This is a genomic window from Streptomyces pristinaespiralis (assembly GCF_001278075.1).
Lineage (GTDB): Bacteria > Actinomycetota > Actinomycetes > Streptomycetales > Streptomycetaceae > Streptomyces > Streptomyces pristinaespiralis.
Map to the genome: position 1 here is coordinate 63,572 of NZ_CP011340.1, position 18,532 is coordinate 82,103.

Sequence of the window (18,532 nt, forward strand, 5' to 3'; positions counted from 1 at the left end):
TGAAGCTTGAGAGAGAGCCCGCCCCCAAGATACCTGCTCAGCTTGCGGGTTGAAGGCCGAGCCCCGAACCCTGTGAGACGCACCACGCGAGGGAGTAGAAGGATACGCACCAGCGCACCTCGCGATTCAATGAGATGGACGTCAGAGCGCGACCGTGCAAAGAAGGGCGGTCATAGAAAGTCCTCCCAGACGGTGCCACCGTCAGCCCAGGTCCACAGCCATTGGCGTAGTGAGGCGGTTGCATGGCGCAGGCCGCCGCGAAGGCTTGCACCAGATCCAGCCATGATGGCGGCATGCTTTGTGCCAGGTTGCGTTCGTAGGAGGCCAGCCGGCGCAATCACCGGTGACCTCACCGTCCGCACCACCCTCACCGAGGACAGGGCCAGCGCGTGCATGCCGTCCAGTACATCGGCGCCGACAAGTGGTACACCCTCACCGGCGGCACCGCCCTCATCCCCACCGGGGCCTCGCTGCCTACACCGTGACCTTCTTGGCCGCATCCGCCGTGGCCAAGGCGTCGGCGTACCCAGCCGCCGCCTCACTGTCAGAGGGCGGCGTTACGCTCGCTGGCTCTAGGACCGAAAACGGGTGGGGCATGACGGACAACGCATCGATCCACGTCGGCAGTCTTCTCAGCGGAGATGACCCGATCGATGACGCCAGCCAGGACTTGCTGCAGCGTGCGGACCTCGCTGATGTGTTCGCCGTGGAAATCCGTCGAACGTCCGCGAAGCACGGCGCAGTTGTCGCACTGACGGGGAAGTGGGGTTCGGGCAAGACGTCGCTGGCGAATCTCACCTGCAGCGCTCTGGACGCGGTCGATGACGTGCACGTCGTCCAGTTCAACCCGTGGTTCTTCTCCGGCACGGACCAGCTCATGCGGTTCTTCTTCGACGAATTGGCCGGGCAGTTGCGGGACGGGCGCCGGCTGAAGGACAAACTCAAGGACGCGGGCCGCACCGTCGCTGAGCGGCTGGGCAGGTACTCAGCCGCCCTGTCGCCACTGAAGTTCGTCCCCGGAGCCGGCGTCGTCCTGGACGGCGCAAGCGCGGTCGCCGCGGGGACGTCGAAACTCCTTGGCGAGGAACAGGGGACCATCCATGAACAACGAGCGCAGCTCACTGAGCTCCTGATCAAACTGCCAGGACGGATCGTGGTGTTCATCGATGACATTGACCGGCTGTCACAGCAGGAGATCCGAGATCTCTTCCGCCTGGTGCGTCTGACCGGCTCGTTCCCGAACATCGTCTACGTCCTGTGCTTCGACCGCGAGGTGGTGGAGGCGGCGTTGACGGATGAGGCGGTCAGAGGATCCGCGTACCTGGAGAAGATCGTGAAGATGTCGGTGGAGGTGCCGCCGCTGCCCACGCAGGCACTCTCCCCGGTCATCGCGGAAGGACTGGCACAGGCGCTCGACGGGATCGAGTCCGGGCTGTTCCATGCGTCGCGGTGGCCGGACGTGCTCGTGCAACTGATTCTCCCGATGTTCTCCACCATCCGGGATGTGAAGCGGTATCTGGCATCGGTGCCACTGGCCGTGCGAAGCCTGGGTCTGGAGGTGAATCTGGTCGACGTTCTGGCGCTTGAGGCCCTTCGCGTGCGCTATCCCGCAGCGCACGCGATGCTGCCGACTGCCGCAGACCTGCTGGCGCCAGCCAAGACGATGTACCGGCCCAGCACAGACCGGGCAGCACGTGAGGAAGCGTTCGTGGAAGAGTTCACCGGCCTCTTGAACGGCCACGCCCGGACGGTCGTCCACCTGCTGTTCCCGGCCGCCGAGCGGCTTTTCGGCGGCCCGAATTACGGCTCTGACTGGATCCCGGCCTGGGAGCGGGACCGGCGGGTCGCCTGCAGCACGGTACTGGACTTCTATCTCCATCGCAGGCTTCCGGCCGGACGGGCACCCGCTGCGGGCATCGACCAGGCCGTGGCCTGCATCGGCGACGAGAGCGCGCTCGACGAGGTACTGGGGCAGGTGCCGGATGCCCTGCTGGACGACACGCTCAAGCGTCTGGTCCCCCATTGTCGCGACCTGCCTGAGGAGAGCGTGCTGTCTACGGCTGCGGCGTTGATGCGGCAGCTGCCGCGGGTCCGGCTGGGCTCCACGGGCATGTATTCCCCCGGCGGTGAATGGGCGGTGCTGAGCCCGGTGAGTGTTCTGCTGCGCAACCTCCGCGGCGACGCGGTTGATCCCACCGTCCGCAACCTCTTTCACGGCATCCCGAGCCTGTACGGAAAGGTCCTTCTGCTCGACATCGCCGCGGGCCGTCCAGGCAAGCAGGGCTTGATTCCAGATGAATCCGCCCGGTTGCTCAGGCAGGAACTTGCCTCCCAGCTCCGCACGGCTGGGCCCGAGGACCTTGCCGACGAGCGGATGCTGCTGCGAACGGTCCTTGTGGCAGCAGCAGACGGTCCGCCTGTCCTTGAGCCGGCCTTCGATGCCCGCGTCGTCGCGCGCCTGCTGGAAAGCGGAGTGGCGCCGGTACACAGCCAGACGATGGGTAGCGTGGCCGTGCGGACCGAGAAGCAGCTCAGGTGGGACTCCCTGGTGAGCGTCTACGGCGGGGAAGCGCATCTGGCCGAGGCCGTCGCGTTGTTGCAGCAGTGCCTGCAGGAGGGGACGGTCGAGCTGAACGAGGACCTGGCGGCCGCTCTGGCTCTGTACGAGAAGTACGCGACAGGCTGGCGCCCCAAGGAGTTCTGACCACGCACCATGCTCCGCGGGCGGCTCGCGCCACGTCTTCCCCATCACCGACTGCCCGCCCACCGTGCTTCGTAGCGTTCTGGCACCAGCTCAGCAAGGCACGGCCAGTGCGGAGGCCTGCGGTCAGAAGGCCCGCACCGCGCAGTGGCGCGGTCGTGCGGTGGAACGCCAGCATCGCCTGCACCGCCAAGGACTGCCCGGGAAAGGGCCTTGCCGTATTCAGCGGCAGCAGGAGCGTGGTGCTCTCAGGTCCAGACATACCAAGTCGGCAAGAGCAAGGGGCTGCTCCACCAGCGCTCCGCCACAATCTTCCTGTTCGTCGCGCTGACCGGCATCGGCGCCAGCTTGTTCGCCATCCTCACCGTGAATTCCTGGCCCGTGGCCGTCACCGCCGGGGCAACCGCCGCCGGCTTGTTCGTCGACCGAATCATGGAATGAATCTGCCTCAGCGTGCCCACAACCACCTCGGTCAGTCGCGGCACTGTGCCGCGACGGCATGCTCGCCGGGCGTTACCAGTGGCGCAGTGCCTCGGTCAGTTCCTGACGCCATTGATCTCGCCCGGGATCGTCGTCGTCTGGTTCTCCGCCCAGGGCGAGGACCTGGTCGGTGATGTTGTAGGTGATGCGGTAGGCAAGCAGGGATGTCGCTGCCTCCAGCCAGTCCTCTGTCTTGCGGGTCGGCGCAACCGGGCCGAGCACCGTCACGAACCACATGGGCAGCAGTGACCTGGCCCGGATCGCCTCCGCGATGCGATTGCGCAGTTTCTGGTACAGCTGCTTCTGAGCCTCGATGCCTTCGGTGAGGAGCTCGGCATCGCGCACCCGCGTCTCACGGTCCCGGGCCAGCGCGGCCCGCGCACGCCGGGCGTAGGGGGCACGGTGGCTTGCCGTTCGAGCGTACTGGTCAGCCTGGTGTCGGGCCGTGGTGAAGGCCTGGCTGGCCTGCTCGTGCTGGGGTGTGCCGAACGCTGTGCTGGCCAGGGTTTCGGCAGCAGTCAGGACTGCCGCGTACTGCTCGTTGCGCTGCTCGACGGCCTCTTGGTGGGAGCGGATGGAGGAGGAATTGCTGTCCCGCTCAACGTGTGTGAGAAGCATGGTGCGGGCTGCGCGGGCTTTGCCGGCGAGTACGCCAAGGGCGCGCCACGAAGCGGGAAACGAGTCGAAGTCGGCGCGGGGCATCTTGTCCGCGGCCGCCAGGTTCGCCTCCATCAGCTGGATGCGCGCGGTCAGCTTCTTCAGGGCCCGGCCGGTGTCGGCGATGTGTCCGCGGGCTTCGGTGTCCAGGTCCTCGAGGTTGCTGCGGACTTCGTCGGCCTTGTCGTCGGCGTCGCTCACCGCGCTGCGGATGCTGCGGAGTTCGTGTTCGAGGTCGTCGATGTAGCCGAAGCTTGTCTTCAGTGACTCCAGGTCGTTTTCCAGGTCCTCGATGCGGCTGTCCAAGCTCCGTATCTTGTAGCTGTAGTCGTCGCTCAGGCTCACCTGGACTGTCCCTTCTTGACCGCGTCGCCCGGTCCTTCGCTGACCGTGACGGCGAGGACGAGCCACCCGATGATGGCGAGGATCACGAACCACAGTGAGATCACGCTCAAGGTAATGAGCGCGACCAGCAAGCACTCCAGGTGCAGGCCGATGGTCAAGTGCCGGTAGAAGCGGTGGTTCTTGTCCGTGACCTTCTGGAAGGAGAGGGACAGTGTGGCGATGCAGTGGGGTACCAGCACCACCAGCCACCAAGCCGAGTGCCCCAGGGCGAAGGTGAGCACGATCAGCGCGAGCGCGACAGCGGTCTGCCCCAGCCACGAGATCCGCACGATGCGCTCGCTCAGCTGCCGCTCGGGCTCAGCAAGCTTGGCGGGGATGGTCTTTTCGAATGCCAGGAGCTCGTCGGCCGCCTGGAGCAGCCGGGCGTACTCGGCACCGAAGTTCTCATCCCCTGCCTCATACCGGGCCGTCTCACCATGACGGGCGAGAAGCCTTTGCTGCAGTTGCCGGTACTCGGCTTCTATCTCATGCCGTACCTTGCTCACTGCTCCGTCCCCCTGACCACGGACCGACGTCTGACGTCCAAGGCCTTCCCACGGGCAGTACGCCACAGCCCGAAATTGATCGACGGTATCCAGCCGTATTTTCGAGGTCCGTTCCAGTCAGGACAAAGTGGGTGCCCCGGCCCGGCATCACACTCACCATCCTGAACTGAGTTCAGGACAGTCGCCAGCCGCAACTTCTTCTCACTGGTCATCACTCTCATGCTCCCGTTGTGCCGTTCCTTCCTTGTAGAGCAGACGGCAAGGCAAAACGTCCAAGGCGAGTGCGCCGGCGTCCCACCGCTTCGTCGCCGACGCAAAGCTACGGTTAACGGCGCTGCGCTTCTCTCGATCGCCCACACTGGGACTGCCGCCTCGGATGGTCCCCGCAGACGCAACTCCGCCCGCATGACCGGCCTTTGGATGCGTGCTGCAGGGTGTCTTCGGGCGGACGACCTGCGAACTCCGCGCTCAAGCCCCGGCTCAGGGTCTCACGGCGCCCGGCGTGGAGGCGCTGTGCCCTACCGGCGGAAGCCTCGCCCGGGATCGCGGACGCTGTGGCTGCCGAAGGGCTCGAACCAGGCGGCCGCCCTGAGGTCGCCCACACCCACGGACTGGTTCGCTAGGTCCTCCGGGTCTGCGATACCGCCGAGTTTCGGGTCGAAGAGCATCAGGACGTCGTGGTCCTGGAACAGCAGATCGGAACAGTCGTCCCAGCTGTAGTCGTCGCCGTGTTCGGGGAGCGTGTGGTGGGGATCCGTGGGTGGGCGATCTTCCAGGTGGGTGGGGGCGTCCTCGATGGCCAGGTGCAGGGCCATCTCCTCCGCAGTGCAGGTGGGTTCGGGCCACTTGCCCCGGGCGAGGTCTGCGGCCAGGTCGTCGAAGGCGCGCGCCATGCGCCGCCGCCATCGGTGGTCGGCCGTCCAGGTGAGCGGAGGCAGCCGGTCGAAGACTTCCCAGGTGGTGGCGTCGGCGTCCGGCAGGAACTGGTCCCCCAGGCGGTGTGCGTCGTCGTAGGCCTGGTCTGCGAGGAGAACGAGGGCTGTGTGGAGCAGGTCGGCGGTGCGGGGGGTGAGCTGCCAGCCGCACTCCTCGCAGTCGGGGTCCTCGCCTTTGCAGGGGCAGTCCCGTACGGCGAAGAGGGCGGCGAAGTTCGGCGTCTGCTCACCGGCTGCGGGCCTTTTGCGCTGCTGGCGCAGGCGCCAGCCGTGGACGAACCGGGTGACGACGGGCGCTGCGCTCCAGTCGGCCAGTTCGTCGCCGTCTTCGACGCTCAGCACCTCTGCCGAGCTTTGGTCTTCCAGCGTCTGGCTGCCAGTGACGTCGCTGTCCTCGGTGAGGGTGATCACGGCGCCGGCCAGGTCGCGTGGGTCGTCGTCGCCGAGTTCGGACGCCGGCAGCGGTTCCCAGCCGCGGCGGGCAGCGGCGTGAAGGAGCGCGTCTTCGTCGGTGATGTGGAACTCGCGCAGGTGGGTGATCCGCACGACCTTCCCCGGCAGGTCCTTGAGCCGCGGATGGCCCGCCGCTGCGGGCGCTGCCGAGGAATCCGGTTCGTCGTCGAACGGCTCCGAGTCCGGGTCCGTCGCCGTGAGCAAGGTGCCGGGTTCTGCGGGCCAGGTCCCGCTCGCGGCTCGCGTGACGGCCTGGCGCAGGGAGCCGGCCGGTGCATCCGGCATCTGGGCCGTCAGAGCGGTCAGTTCGTCATCGACGGCTGCGGCGTCACGCAGCGCCAGGACCCGGCGCAGAATGCCTGTCGCCTCGAAGGCGTGCTCAGGGTTTTTGCAGGTCAGAACGGCGGTCAGAGAACTGGGCCCGTGGTCGTGCGCCAGCAGGGCCAGCACGCGGCTCTTGCTGGAGGTGTGTTCGCACAGGAACTCGATGGCCCGGGCCACGGTCGGCGATGACGTCATCGCGGGACTCCAAAAGAGGAAGAGCGCGGGGCACACCGGACGGGCGGCGCACGCGCACAGACAGGAACCCGCTGGTGGACACGGTGCGGCCGCGTCCCCGGACGGTGAAAGAGGCAAGTTGGGGTGCCAGTTGGTGTCCTCGCTACGAACGAAGACCCGGACTCGGCTGACACAGACACTACCCGCGCCTGGCGGCGCGTACCCCGGACATCTACAAAAGAGCGGGATCTGCCGGGCACCGCCACCGCCACGCCAAAGGTCTGTCGCAAGCGGAAGAGCGGCACGCTGCGGTAGGAGATCGTGCAGCGTCTGTAACGACGGCGCGATGGGACCGTGCTGAGCAGTCCACGGGCGGCGAGTGTGACGCGGCGCAGCTCGTCGGCGAACCGGTTGGCCACCTCAGCGTTCCAGGCGGCCGTTTCCTCATCCTGGTCGGGCAGGAGGCGCGCGAGCGTCGTGCACGGCGTCACGCGGTTGCGTCGGGTCAGGTCGACGTATTCGTCCTGGCTCTCCGCGATGACAGTGATCACGCGCCGGAAGCGGTCCTCGTGTTGCTGCTTGATGCGCGTCAGGTCAGCGACGGTGTGGAGGGTACGGCCGTTCTTGCCGTCCACTTGTTCGTGGTGCGTGGGGCAGAGGATCAGCAGGTTGTCGAAGTCCGCGCGCTCCTGATTGGTCATAGAGGAGTCCAACCGTGCGGACCCCTTCTTGGCACCGCGGATGTGTGCGATCTCGCCTACCCAGTCGTCATTCTCGTTGAGCAGCCGCGTTCCGCAGCCAGGCTAGGCGCATTCGTTCCCGCTCAGTAGCCATAGCTCTCGGGAAACTTCTGTTCCTGGTGCCAGCCGCTTGGGTGCCTCTGGTTTGTCTACCTGCTTGGGTTGGGGGGCGGGCCCGCGTCGTCGATCTGGTGGCCATGGTTCCTCTCGTTCGCGGTGTGCTGCTGTAGGTTCTCAACTTCAGTGTCAGGCGCCGACCCTGTGACCTGGATATTTCCCTTGAGTCTCACGATGTGTCGGCAGGCGGCTGTCTCAGATCGGTGTCATTTCCTCAGGCTGGCCAGCAGGCTGCAACGCGGCCCGGGGCGTCACGAACCTGCATCGGCAACCATCCGTTCCACCCACTCACACACCTTCGTTGCACACGAACGTCCCGAGCGTCGTCGCCGACAAGGGCCTGCGGGACTACGGACGGGTTGATCAGCCCATAATTGGAGTCAGTGCCGAGCGACCCGGCGCATCGCACCCGCCCCGGGTGCACTCACCGCGATCGGAGAGCATCGTGAAGAACAGCGCGTTGTGGCGAGTGGTTGACAACGAGAGTGGTACCCAGTCCATCGTCAGCACGCCCTCCGAGGCGGTCGCGTTCGTCAACAGCCGGTTCGACACCGATGACGACGACGAGCCGTTCAGCATCACCAAGGTCGGCCCTCTCCTTCCGAAGCCGCTCGGGGTCATCACCGCATGGGCAGCCAAGAAGGACGGCGAGCGAACCGACGGGCGTACTGCCCCGATCACCATCAGGCCGGTTGTGACGGACAACGCCAGCGAGTGCGATGACGTCGTACTCTGGGGCGACGTGTACGTCTCCTGGGACCACGACATGTACACCGTCGAGGAGCCGGACAGCTCCGAGTACAGCGAGGCTTACAGCGCCGCCGAGTTGAGCGCGATCCTCGACGAGTACGCCGACGACTACGAGTACGCGCCTGAAGGGCCTGAAGGGCCCGACAGCCACAGGTGGCCGAAACCGGAAGAGTTGATCACCTACGGCGCCCAGGAGTGTGCCAAGCGGTTCGGGCACCTCGACGACGACGCCCTGCTGTGGCTCGCTGCCACCCGCATCACGCTCGCCGTGTGGCGCAACACACCCGTCGAGAACTGGCATGCCGGGAAGAGTCCGCTGCACGACGGCACAATGATGCGGATCAACACGGCAACCACCCGACTCGTGCGCTCGATGCTGTCGTTCGACCATGTCGACTGGATCGGTCTCGGTCTCGCGATCGTCAACCCGTCCCGGGTTCTACCGACCGGGCAGTCTGTGCTCGAGCTCGGGCTGGCCTGCCACAACCCTGACGACCCGGCACACGAGGTTGATCCGCGCGTAGAACTCGCGGGGATGGCACAGGTCGCGATCTCATGGGGGCGAAGGTACTGCCTTACCGAGAAGGAGTTCGGCCTGCGAACTCTGATCGAATCCTTCTGCGCGTCCGACAACGGCTGGTTCGGAGCACCGAGTTGGGGGCGCATCGTCGATCGGTTCCTTACGGCTGTCGACGACCGGGAGAATGCGCACTGGCGCATACACCGGGACAAGCCTTGGTTCGACAAGTGGTTCACCAACCGGCCGGCCGACATTGCGGACACCACGGAATTTCGTCGGCTGCTCCTTGCCGGGCCCGACCTGCTGTCCGAGGAGGCCGCCGAATGGTGCGTGGAAGGTGCCATCGGCTACGTCTGCCAGGACGACCACGCAAACGGCTGCCCGCGGTGCGGTATCCCGCTGGCAACGGAGTCCTCAAACGAGTGACGGCAGTGGCCAGCGATTCTCAGTCCGTGTCAGTTCGGCCAGTCACATGACATCGCGACTGAGAAAATGACACGGGATCTGAGAACCTACAGCTGCAGGGGTTAGGTCTGGGCCATGTCGACGAAGCGGGAGTAGTGGCCCTGGAAGGCGACGGTGATGGTCGCGGTGGGTCCGTGGCGGTGTTTGGCCACGATAAAGTCGGCCTCGCCGGCGCGGGGGGAGTCCTTCTCGTAGGCGTCCTCGCAGTGCAGGAGGATGACGAGGTCGCGTTGTCCTCGAGGGCGCCGGAGTCCCGCAGGTCGTTGATCATGGGTTTCTTGTCGGTGCGCTGCTCTGGGCTGCGGTTGAGGGTGGAGATCGCGACGATCGGCAGGCGGAGTTCCTTGGCGAGGAGTTTCAGGCAGCGGGCGATCTCGGAGATTTCCTCGTAGCGGGAGCCGAGCGGTCTGGTGCCGTAGGTGAGCAAGTGGACGGCGTCGACGACGATGAGCTGAACGCCTGCCCGGGCCTGCAGGTAGCGGCAGTGGGCGCGCAGGTCGTGGACGTTGGAGTAGGCGCCGTCCTGGATGTAGATCGGGGCGGCGCTGACGTCGGGCATCCGTCGGGCGAGGCGGGTCCAGTCCTCGTCGGTCATGGTGCCGGAGCGCATGTGGTGCAGCGCGACGCGGGCTTCGGCGGACAGCAGCCGCATGCCGATCTCGTTGCGGTCGGCTTCGAGGGAGAACACGGCGCTGGGCAGGTTGTGCTTGATGCTGGCGCAGCGGACGAAGTCGAGGGCGAGGGTGGACTTGCCCATGGCGGGCCGGGCGGCGATGACGGTGAGCTGGCCGGGGTGGAGTCCGCCGGTGAGGGAGTCCAGGTCGGTGAAGCCGGTGGGCACGCCGGGCAGGGTTGCGTCGCGGCCGCCGGTTGCCTCGATCCAGTCGAGGGTGTCCTCCATGACGTCGCCGAGCGGGCTGGCCGGCGGTAGCAGGGGGCGCCGGGTGGTGGCGGCGAAGATCTCGGCTTGCGCCTGGTCGGCGATGCGGTCCACGGCGTCCAGGTCGGCATCGGAGGCCAGGTTCTCGATGTGGATCGCGGCGATCTTGGTTCGGCGCAGCATGGCCGCGTTCTGTACGCGGTCGGCATTGGTCTGCCAGCTCCGAGCAGAGGAAGGCCCGTTGACGAGGGCGGTGATGTAGGCGGAGCCGCCGGCCTTCTCCAGGCTGCCCTGCTGGGTGAGGCGGGCGGCTACGGCGAGCGGGTCGGTGGTCTCGCCCCGCCCGTACAGGTCGAGGATCGTCGTGTAGATCAGATCGTGGGCGGGCCGGTAGAAGTCGTGCCCGTGGAGGGTGTCGACAATGTCGGCGATCGCGTCCTTGGACAGCAGCATCGCCCTCAGCACTCCCTTCTCCGCTTCAAGATCGTGCGGATGGTGCAGTGCGGCGTCGTTGTCGTCGATGGTCACCCCGGTTCCCTCTCCCCCATGTCCGTTTCCCAGGTCCCGCTGGCCGCAGCACGCGGCATCAGGTCAGAGTAGCCACGCTCGGGTCTGCATGATCACCGTTTCGGCCTGCCCACCGGAGGAGGGGTTGGTCTGCTTCGCACGGGAGTTGACGGGCCTGTCGGTTCAGAGCCGCCTCGATGGCGGGGTCGGGCGGCGCAGTTGTCGGCTCCGGTCGTGGTGTACGTAAGCTGTCCGGCATCGGGGGCAGCAAAGGAACCTGGGAGGGGTTTTCCTTCACCAGACGGATATGGCGCACCGTGCCCGCACCGAGCACGTCATTGAGCCCTTGCACCAGCCGGTCCGCCACGAGCCGTGTGTTGGTCAGCCAGGCAGCCGAGGGGCCGGCCAGGGTGAGCGTCCCGGTCTCGGAGTCGAAGTCGGTGGGGACCACGTGCTGGGCCAGGGGGCCGGCCACCGAATGCCAGGCTGGCAGCGGCGAGGCCTCGGACACGGCGAACAGGTCAAGCAGGACTCGCGCGAGAAGGACCGGCGGGGTCCGTCCCCGCACGCGTTGCCGGCGGACGGCGGGGGCGCGCTCGGTGAAGCGGCCCCGCCGGGCGTCCTCGCGAGCCCGGCGCAGGGCCAGTGCCGCCAGATCGACGCGTGCCTCGCTGCCCGGGTGCTGGTCGTTCAAAGTTCGACCTGGCGGAGCGCCGGGGTACCCCAGACCCGGACGACGCTGTGGTCGGTGAAGGCGTACACCAGCCGATAGGCCGGCGCTGCCTGCGGACCCTGGTACAGCCGGCTCAGGTACTGCTCGGCTTCGGGCTCGCTGTGGCGGGGAGTGCCGCACATCTGCCAGGCCAGCCCGTTCCACATCTCGGGGACCCAGCGCTTCCTCGGCTGCGGCTGGTCCTCACGGATCCTGTGGCTCGAGGGCACGCGTGCCGACGCCTCATCGTCCTCCCCGCCGGCGGAGCGCGGATTCGGTACGCGCGTCCCCGATCGCCGGCGGGTCTCGCACAGCAGACACAGGTCCGCGGCGTCCGGGCCGACGGGGCCGCCCGGGTGCTCGGGACAGCGGGTGGTCGGCTTGGAGGTGCTGACCGCGTCGTCCAGCAGGGCCAGGGCCCGCTCGAGGTCCTGGCGGATCTCCTGAGTGTTGGTGTCGGCGTCGTGGTCTTCGAGTCACGGGAAGGCCCCCAAGATCTCCTTCATCATGCCGGGCTGACAGCCAGGCGACCGGACCGGCCAAGGCGGGCACCGTAACCCTGGCAGCGTGCACGACCAGGACCGCCATGGCCAGCAAACTCGCTACGCTCCCTTACGGCCCACCACCTCCGACCAGCACAAACCCCGCACCTGCTATAGCAGTCGGCGTGAGAATGACCTGGCCTTTCGTCACCCATGTCAGCAACAGGTGAGCACCATCCATCAGTGCCAACTACCAGGTCACCGAGGCTGCACCACTGACATTTAGATGACGATGCCCAGCTGACACTTCCCCGCAGACTTTCAGTACGGACGAGGTCCGCGGGGCGCGGCTCGCCGCCCTGCAGACCGCGCTGGTGACAGCGTCCGCAGAGGAGGGCTTCCGCCGGACGCTGGTGTTCCACCACGTGGTGAAGGAGGCCGAAGCGTTCGCGGCCGGGCTTCCCGACATCGCCGCGCAGCTGAACACCAGCGACCCGGAGCTGTACCCCAAGACGATCTGGGCCAACTGGCTGTGCGGCGACCACAAGCCGCTCCACCGCCGTCGGCTGCTCGGGGAGTTCGCGGCCGGGATCACAGGCGACGGCAGCGTGGTGGAGAAGTGCTTCCTGTGCTCGGTGAAGGTCCTGGGCGAGGGCGTCGACACCAAGAACTGCGACTCCGTGTACTGGGCGGATGTACGCGGGTCGATGCCGGACCTGGCCCAGGCCGTGGGCCGGGCGCTGCGGATGCAGCCGGGCGAGGGCAAGGTGGCAAGCCTGGTGGTGCCGGTACTGCTCGGTCCGGGCGAGACGGCGGACAACATGCTCACCTCGCGGGCCTTCGGCGGGTTGGCGAAGCTGTTGGAGGCGCTGCGCGCGCACGACGCCCGCGTCGTGGAGGCTCTGGCGGAGCAGCAGGCGCAGAGCCGCGTCACAGGCGTCCGGAGCCGCAGCGGGAGCCCGGAGAACCGAGGCGAGGGGATCGGGTCTGGTGGGCCGTCGGCGCCCGCGCGGGCGCTGCTGAAGTTCTCCACGCCGCGCGACCCGGCACAGTTGGCTGCGTTCATCAACCTGCGCGTCCTCGACCCCGAGCACGAGCACTGGCGGCGCGGCGTGGAAGCCGCCGTCATCTACGCCCGCGAACACGGCGACCTCCGCGTCCCATTCACATACCGCGTGCCGGAGGGCGAGGAAGCCGAGGGGGTCGGATGGCCGGCGTCACTCGCCAACTTCCCGCTGGGGCAGTGGACCGCCGACGCCAGGAGGTTTTACGCCCGCGGCGACATGGACGAGGACCGCATCGCCCAGCTGGAGAGGCTGGGCATGATCTGGTCCCACTTCGACGTCGCCTGGGAGGAAGGCCTGGTCGCCGCGCGCGGATGGGCGGCCGAACACGGCCATCTCCTGGCCCCGCTGGACGCCACCCACCAGGGCTACAAGGTCGGCATCTGGCTCAAGAACCAGCGGGCCGCCGCCCGGCGCGCTCAGGACCTCGAGCAGCGCCAGGCCGAGGGACTGCCGGTCCAGTCGTGGTCCGGCGCCCTGTCGGAGGAACGCCGCGAGCAGTTGGAGGACATCGATCCGTCCTGGTGCCCGGCCTGGTCGGTGGAATGGCAGCGCTGTTTCCACCTCACCCGCCTGCATTTGGAGGAGGTCGGCGGCGAACTGCCCACCGAGCCGGGTGACGTCGTACACCGGGGCGAGGACCTCGGGCGGTGGGTCCGTGCGCAGCGGCTCGGCTTCGACAAGCTCACCGGCGTGCAGCAGTGGATGTGCGAACACGTCCTCGGCATCACACCCGCCACCGAGGACGAGAAGCCGAAACTACGCACCAGCCAGGCGGAGAAGTGGGCGATGCACCTCGCCGCGGCCCGGCAGTTCTTCGAGCGCGAGGGACATCTGAAGGTGCCACGCAAACACACCGAACGGATCATCCTCGGCAAGGACCAGGAACAGCGAGAGCTCCGGCTCGGGGCGTGGATCAGCAACCAGCGCAGCCGGGCCACGACGCTGTCCCCGGAACGGGTGGAGCAGCTGTCCGCGATCGGGATGCGATGGACGTAAGGCACAGGCGCAGGCAGTCCAGTGCCGAGCACGGTACTGCGGGATGTACCGCCTGCCCGTAGGTGAGGTGCACACCGAGAATCAGGGTGGGCGTGAGGGTGCGACAGCGCAGCCACCGCGGATGCCGTGGCGCTCTGGGCCGGTCGCGGTCTGTCATCGGGCCGGTCAGCGGGCACTCAATGGGGGCAACTGGCAGGCCCGCCCGGCCGAATCCGGCCCTGCATCCGGAAACGCACGCCGCTGTGTTGCGGGTGGCGGTGAAGTCGATGAGCTGCTCGGGGATGCCGGCGAGTTCCATGACCGGCCGCAGGCCCGGGGGGGGTACCGGGCCCCGGTCGCGAGGTCGAACTGCTCGCAGATCTCTTCCATGAGCCGCTGGTTGTAGAGCTCGGACAGCGCGACGGCGTACTCGAGGAACGGGCGGGTGTGCAGGGTGCCCCATCGGCCGTCCAAGCGGCGGACTTTGACCGACAGCAGCACATGGTCGTGGAGCAGCGGGCCGCCGTCGCGGTCCTCGAAGTGCCGGAACCGTGCGGCAATCACGCCCGTACGGGCGCGCCACGGGCCAGGCACCATCAGGCGCCCATCCGACCGGCGGCCCGGCCGATGCCCGCAGAGCCGGACCTGCAGAGCTCCGGTGCAACAGCACCGCAGACAAGCCAGAGTCCCCGCAGCGGGACGTGACGGCCACCACGGGGGCTCTCGCTCAGCAACCCCAAAGAGGCACTTGGATCAAGCCGAAGGTGCACCGCTCGTGAAGCCGTCACAGTGACCGTTGCGCGAACGGCTGGCAGTACGTCATCGGTTTCTTCGTCGCGTGGTGATCCAAAGGCTGGTGAAGAGGGCGATGCCGAGGGCGCCGAGGCCTACCCCGGCGTAACCGACGAGTTCCCCCCAGGCTTCGTTCTCCTTCTCCTCGTCATAGCTGAAGCTTTCGCCGCCGCTGAAGCTCGCACACCACTGACCGGGTCTCATCGGGCTGCCGTCACACTCGACGGCGTCGCCGTTCAAAAGCGCCTCGGCGTTCATGAAGAACATGGTCGAGCCGACGATGACCAGAACATAGGCCAGGACCGTGAGCCATGGACGAGTCGTCATTTCACCACCCTGCAGACGCATACAGACTGCCGCGAACGGTAGCGAACGATCGTCATACATCTGGGAGTTCAGAAACAAGCCCTGCGGCCCGCCGGTACGATGATCATGTGACCGATCGCCGCAACCTCGGCACAGGCCCCGAGACTCCCGCGCACCTCCACGCCGCCCAGGCCGACCTGCTCGACACACTGCCCGGCGTCCACCTGCCAGATTTGGACGAGCTGCGAGCCCGCGGAACCCTCGGAGTACGCCCCACCGCATCGCTGAGTCCGCGACGGAGCCTCGGAGCGGGCTGCCCCCAGGACGCGGAGCTCAACCGGTAACCGGATGTCACCAATATTCCGGCGTCGGCACGAGCGGCGCACAGGTTCCTCGGTCACCTCACAGGAACGCCCCTGCCTGGGGAAACAGGGTCCACACCTCATAGGCGTCACAGGGTGCTGGCCGGGTCGATGACGGTTTCCAGGCCGTCGGGCAGCAGGTCCATCTCCCGGTACCAGTCGCGCAGGTGAGCCTTGGTGACGTGCTGCAGATACTCGGCATCGGGTTTAGTCGCGTGCCGGAGCACCGTCTCCGGGTAGGGCACGTGGAGGTAGTAGCAGCGGGAGACGCCACTGTGTGCGCGCAGCAGGTCCTGGAGCATTGCGCCGTAGCGGTCGGCGTACAGGATGCCGTCCACGACGACGTGGAAGCCGTTGTCCAGGGCGTAGCGGGCGGTCAGGTCGATCAGGCCGATGTTCGCAGCCCCGGGCCGGTCGCGTTCGCGCAGCACGATCCGACGCAGGTTGTCCTGGCCGACGATCGCGAGGTTGCGGCCGAACTTCTCACGCAGGCCGGCTGCGACGGATGACTTCCCCGAGGCACTGTTGCCGCGGACCACGATGAGGCGTGTGTCTTCGGTTCCCACCACGACCGGCACGATAACGGCGGCCATTGACATGAGCCGCTCTCACTGGGCTGCAAAGTACGTAGGGAGTTCGTGGAAAGCTTCGTCGCCGAGGACCTTGTGGCGGGCTGGCCGGCCCGGACGCGCCCCGGTCCCCCGACCTGTATCCGTGCGTCGGCTGTCCCTCGCCGTGGGAGGCGTGCGTCAGGGGCGCAGGCCAGTGTGTGCGAGGGCGACCGCGCTGAGGGTGGCGATGGCCTCCTGGTCGCCCCGGCGCCAGGCGTCGGCGAATCCGCCGGGCGGGGTGGGCAGCTTGACGAGGGCGGCAGGCGAGCCGGTGAGGGCGCGCAGGGCGAGCAGGTCGGCGCCGCCGGGCGCGTCGGCGAGACGGCGGACGGTCATGCTGTGGCGGATCCAGAGCAGGCGCGGGGGGAGCCACAGAACCAGGATGAGGAGCACGGGGAGGACGATGAGAGCCGTGGCCGTCACGTCGGCGACCTGGGCGACGGTCTCCTGGAGCGATGCGCCGGCGTCCGCGAAGCCGGTACTGGCGTCGGCTGCGGACTGGAGCGGCTGCTGCAGAACGTCGCCGATGAGCGGTACGTCTGACGCCGCGTCCCCGACGTTGCCGAGTTCCTCGGCGAGGCCGTCTCCGGAGCTCTCGACCTTCCGCCCCGGCTCGGCGAGCAGCATGATCATGTCGCGGACGAAGAATGCCGCCCACACCGTGAGGGCGATCAGGGCCACGGCGATCAGGTCCACGAGCACCTGGCGGTTCCGGCGTGCGGGGATCTCGGCGTAGAGGCGCAACGGCGGGCTCCTGTTCTGTTCAGGACGTCGAGGAGAATCGGCCGTCCCGCCAGCGACTCGGCCGGACGGTCTCGGGGGCGACTCTTCCACCGCGCTCCCCGGGCAAACGTGCAAGACGCGGACCGTGGCCGGCCCCGGTCGACGACGATCGTTTCGGGCAGGACGACGGGCCTGGCCACCGTGCCGGCCAGGCGCTCGTCCAGCGGGGCCAACCGCTGGTGAGGCAGCGCGCGGGCGTGATCCATGTGCAGGACCCCGCTCGGGCCCGGTCCTGCGGTGGGAGGGCCGGGCCCGACGTCTCAGCCGGTCACGGTGTTCCCCTGCGGCCGCATCGCCTTGTTGAGCGTGGGGTTGGTGTCGCTCTTCTTCTCGGTTCCGATCATCGTCGTGCTGGTGAAGGCGTCGACGAAGTCCGGCTGGGGCGGCGGAGCCGGGGCGGGAGTAGAAGATTCCGTGAGGCGGGAGGCTGTCAGCCTCCGTTCATACGATCACGGCATGTCTGATGCCTTCACCGTCTTGTGGACCCATGACACGTGCCGGGCTCTGCGCAAGGCGGGCCGCGTGGGCGAGCGACCGCCGGTCGCCTTCAGCGGCATTCATTCCTCCCTGCCCGCGTGGACGGGTGCGCGTGCTGGGGACGAGGTGTACGCGCTGCACGTCAACCGGTGCGAGGTGTTCCTGGTGAGCCGGCTGCGGGTGATCGACTTGGAGCGGCGCGCCTGCTGTGGCACTCCCCCCGCAACATGGGAAGACCCGGCGTACTCCGGGCACGGCGACTGGTCGATGCTCGGTGCCGATGGCTGCGGCGCCGTGGCAGTCCATGTGGACGCGACGCCCGTACGCTTCGATGTGCCGATCCCCGGCGAACTGCTTGCGAGGCCTACCTGGCGTAACCGCCGAGGACAGACCCGCAGCCTGAAGCACGTGGTGGATGGCCGTCTCGAGCGCTCGGTCAGTCTTCAGGGGTTCTACCGTCTGACCTCCGAGTCGGCTGACGAGTCGGCCGAAGTCGTCACCAGCGCTCTCTCTTGATGCGGACGAGCGTTGGATCACGCCATCCCTCTCGCCAACACTGACCTGTTTTCCTCGTCAGGCACACGTGAATCGACCGGGGCCGGGCTGCGGTGCCTCCCGATGTGGGGGTTCTGGCACAGATCTTGGGGAGCGGTCGCGGAGGGTTACGGAAGCACGATCATCTTGCGAGGCAATTCGAAAATTTCGATCTCGCTATGGCGATTGCCCGTCAGATCGCGTCGTATCCCACCTCCTCGTAGACCCGGTCCCACCAGGTGTCCATCTCGAATGCGGGCGGGTCGAGCTCCCGCAGGCGGTCCCGGATTTCCATCCCGAAGGCGACCCGGGCCTCCCCGGCGGGGTCGTCGTCGCCTCCGTAGTCGTCCGGCGGCTCCAAGTCGTCGAAGTCGTCGACGTGTTCGCAGCGGTACTCCCAGGCGGCGAGCGCGTCGAGGAAATCGATCATGGATGAGTTGACGAACCGCTTGGCGGGGTCGACGCCTTCCGCGAGCACCCACACACGGCCCGTCTCGTCGAGGACGTACTCGGGAGCGGGCCATGTATCGGTCAGTCCGAGACTCCAGAAACGGCCGGCCACACGCGAGAAGGGCGCCGAGCCGGGCACCGGCAGACACATCGTGTCCCCGTGCGGCAGCCCGTACCTGCGGGCCACCTCCAACGCCTCCCGTACCGGCGCGGGCCAGTCGGCCACCTCGCGTGCGTCCGCCGTGGGCAGGTCGAGCGTGCCGTTCTGAGCCCAATGGCCGGGGCGCACCCAGTGAGGGGTGTACCGCCCCGAGCCGTTCTCCTCGGCCACCTGGTGGGCTCCCCTCCGGACGCCTGTTTCGAGCTGTGGAACCATCCCACACACAGC

General features: G+C 67.5%; 17 protein-coding genes and 1 pseudogene. 6 read left to right on the top strand and 12 right to left on the bottom strand.

Translation table 11 applies throughout. The features are described 5' to 3' along the window. The first annotated feature begins 595 nt into the window (after nt 1–595). Complete coding sequence (locus SPRI_RS00210; protein WP_063805317.1) at nt 596–2,704, top strand: KAP family P-loop NTPase fold protein; 2,109 nt, start codon at nt 596–598, stop codon at nt 2,702–2,704. Between the two features lie 210 nt (nt 2,705–2,914). Further along, on the top strand, nt 2,915–3,142 hold the full coding sequence (locus SPRI_RS00215; RefSeq protein ID WP_005322180.1) for a hypothetical protein: 228 nt from the start codon (nt 2,915–2,917) through the stop codon (nt 3,140–3,142). A gap of 72 nt (nt 3,143–3,214) precedes the next feature. On the opposite strand, the gene SPRI_RS39010 is transcribed toward SPRI_RS00215, so the two are convergent. The 4 genes from SPRI_RS39010 to SPRI_RS38345 all read right to left on the bottom strand — a co-directional run bounded on the left by SPRI_RS39010 (nt 3,215) and on the right by SPRI_RS38345 (nt 7,315). Beyond that, entirely contained in the window at nt 3,215–4,183 is a 969-nt protein-coding gene (locus tag SPRI_RS39010; RefSeq protein WP_234020483.1) for a coiled-coil domain-containing protein, read from the bottom strand. Further along, nucleotides 4,180–4,728 carry a hypothetical protein gene (locus SPRI_RS00225; RefSeq protein ID WP_037775682.1) on the bottom strand — a complete coding sequence of 183 codons (549 nt, stop codon included), beginning with the start codon at nt 4,726–4,728 and terminating at the stop codon, nt 4,180–4,182. Before SPRI_RS00225 ends, SPRI_RS39010 begins: the two co-directional genes overlap by 4 nt. 518 nt (nt 4,729–5,246) lie before the next feature. Continuing rightward, nucleotides 5,247–6,635, bottom strand: coding sequence for a hypothetical protein (locus tag SPRI_RS38730; RefSeq protein WP_050791661.1), 1,389 nt, complete (start codon nt 6,633–6,635; stop codon nt 5,247–5,249). Next, nucleotides 6,632–7,315 carry a hypothetical protein gene (locus tag SPRI_RS38345; RefSeq protein WP_158685261.1) on the bottom strand — a complete coding sequence of 228 codons (684 nt, stop codon included), beginning with the start codon at nt 7,313–7,315 and terminating at the stop codon, nt 6,632–6,634. The genes SPRI_RS38730 and SPRI_RS38345 overlap by 4 nt, the downstream gene beginning before the upstream one ends. 601 nt (nt 7,316–7,916) lie before the next feature. Here SPRI_RS38345 and SPRI_RS00235 point away from each other — a divergent pair. Continuing rightward, a complete protein-coding gene (locus SPRI_RS00235) occupies nt 7,917–9,167 on the top strand; it encodes a hypothetical protein (protein ID WP_005322175.1) in 1,251 nt (416 codons plus the stop codon). Nucleotides 9,168–9,268: 101 nt separating this feature from the next. Here SPRI_RS00235 and dnaB read toward each other — a convergent pair. The 3 genes and pseudogenes from dnaB to SPRI_RS38350 form a co-directional block, all read right to left on the bottom strand. Continuing rightward, nucleotides 9,269–10,539, bottom strand: a pseudogene (dnaB, locus tag SPRI_RS00240) (replicative DNA helicase). Between the two features lie 133 nt (nt 10,540–10,672). Beyond that, a complete protein-coding gene (locus SPRI_RS36585; RefSeq protein WP_005322173.1) occupies nt 10,673–11,287 on the bottom strand; it encodes a DciA family protein in 615 nt (204 codons plus the stop codon). Then, nucleotides 11,284–11,535 carry a hypothetical protein gene (locus SPRI_RS38350; RefSeq protein WP_005322172.1) on the bottom strand — a complete coding sequence of 84 codons (252 nt, stop codon included), beginning with the start codon at nt 11,533–11,535 and terminating at the stop codon, nt 11,284–11,286. Before SPRI_RS38350 ends, SPRI_RS36585 begins: the two co-directional genes overlap by 4 nt. A gap of 626 nt (nt 11,536–12,161) precedes the next feature. Between SPRI_RS38350 and SPRI_RS00250 the strand changes: the two genes are divergently transcribed. Continuing rightward, nucleotides 12,162–13,850 carry a Helicase associated domain protein gene (locus tag SPRI_RS00250; protein WP_005322170.1) on the top strand — a complete coding sequence of 563 codons (1,689 nt, stop codon included), beginning with the start codon at nt 12,162–12,164 and terminating at the stop codon, nt 13,848–13,850. A 165-nt stretch (nt 13,851–14,015) separates the two neighbouring features. Here the strand turns inward: SPRI_RS00250 and SPRI_RS00255 are convergent, their stop codons facing one another. After that, nucleotides 14,016–14,393, bottom strand: a complete 378-nt coding sequence (locus tag SPRI_RS00255; protein ID WP_053556604.1) for a relaxase domain-containing protein — start codon at nt 14,391–14,393, stop codon at nt 14,016–14,018. 255 nt (nt 14,394–14,648) lie between these two features. After that, on the bottom strand, nt 14,649–14,948 hold the full coding sequence (locus tag SPRI_RS00260) for a hypothetical protein (RefSeq protein ID WP_106428505.1): 300 nt from the start codon (nt 14,946–14,948) through the stop codon (nt 14,649–14,651). Between the two features lie 107 nt (nt 14,949–15,055). Between SPRI_RS00260 and SPRI_RS38355 the strand changes: the two genes are divergently transcribed. Beyond that, nucleotides 15,056–15,271 (top strand): hypothetical protein, encoded by a 216-nt coding sequence (locus SPRI_RS38355; protein ID WP_158685259.1) that lies wholly within the window; start codon nt 15,056–15,058, stop codon nt 15,269–15,271. Nucleotides 15,272–15,378: 107 nt separating this feature from the next. On the opposite strand, the gene SPRI_RS00270 is transcribed toward SPRI_RS38355, so the two are convergent. Both SPRI_RS00270 and SPRI_RS00275 read right to left on the bottom strand, forming a co-directional pair. Then, nucleotides 15,379–15,888, bottom strand: a complete 510-nt coding sequence (locus SPRI_RS00270; protein WP_005322163.1) for an AAA family ATPase — start codon at nt 15,886–15,888, stop codon at nt 15,379–15,381. 150 nt (nt 15,889–16,038) lie between these two features. Next, a complete protein-coding gene (locus tag SPRI_RS00275) occupies nt 16,039–16,644 on the bottom strand; it encodes a hypothetical protein (RefSeq protein ID WP_037775674.1) in 606 nt (201 codons plus the stop codon). A 354-nt stretch (nt 16,645–16,998) separates the two neighbouring features. Here SPRI_RS00275 and SPRI_RS00280 point away from each other — a divergent pair, with 354 nt between their 5' ends. After that, entirely contained in the window at nt 16,999–17,676 is a 678-nt protein-coding gene (locus SPRI_RS00280; RefSeq protein ID WP_234020482.1) for a hypothetical protein, read from the top strand. Between the two features lie 211 nt (nt 17,677–17,887). Here SPRI_RS00280 and SPRI_RS00285 read toward each other — a convergent pair whose 3' ends face one another. Then, the gene (locus SPRI_RS00285; protein WP_037775672.1) at nt 17,888–18,475 is read right to left on the bottom strand and encodes an SUKH-4 family immunity protein; all 588 of its coding nucleotides are present in this window, start codon (nt 18,473–18,475) and stop codon (nt 17,888–17,890) included. Nucleotides 18,476–18,532: the final 57 nt, after the last annotated feature.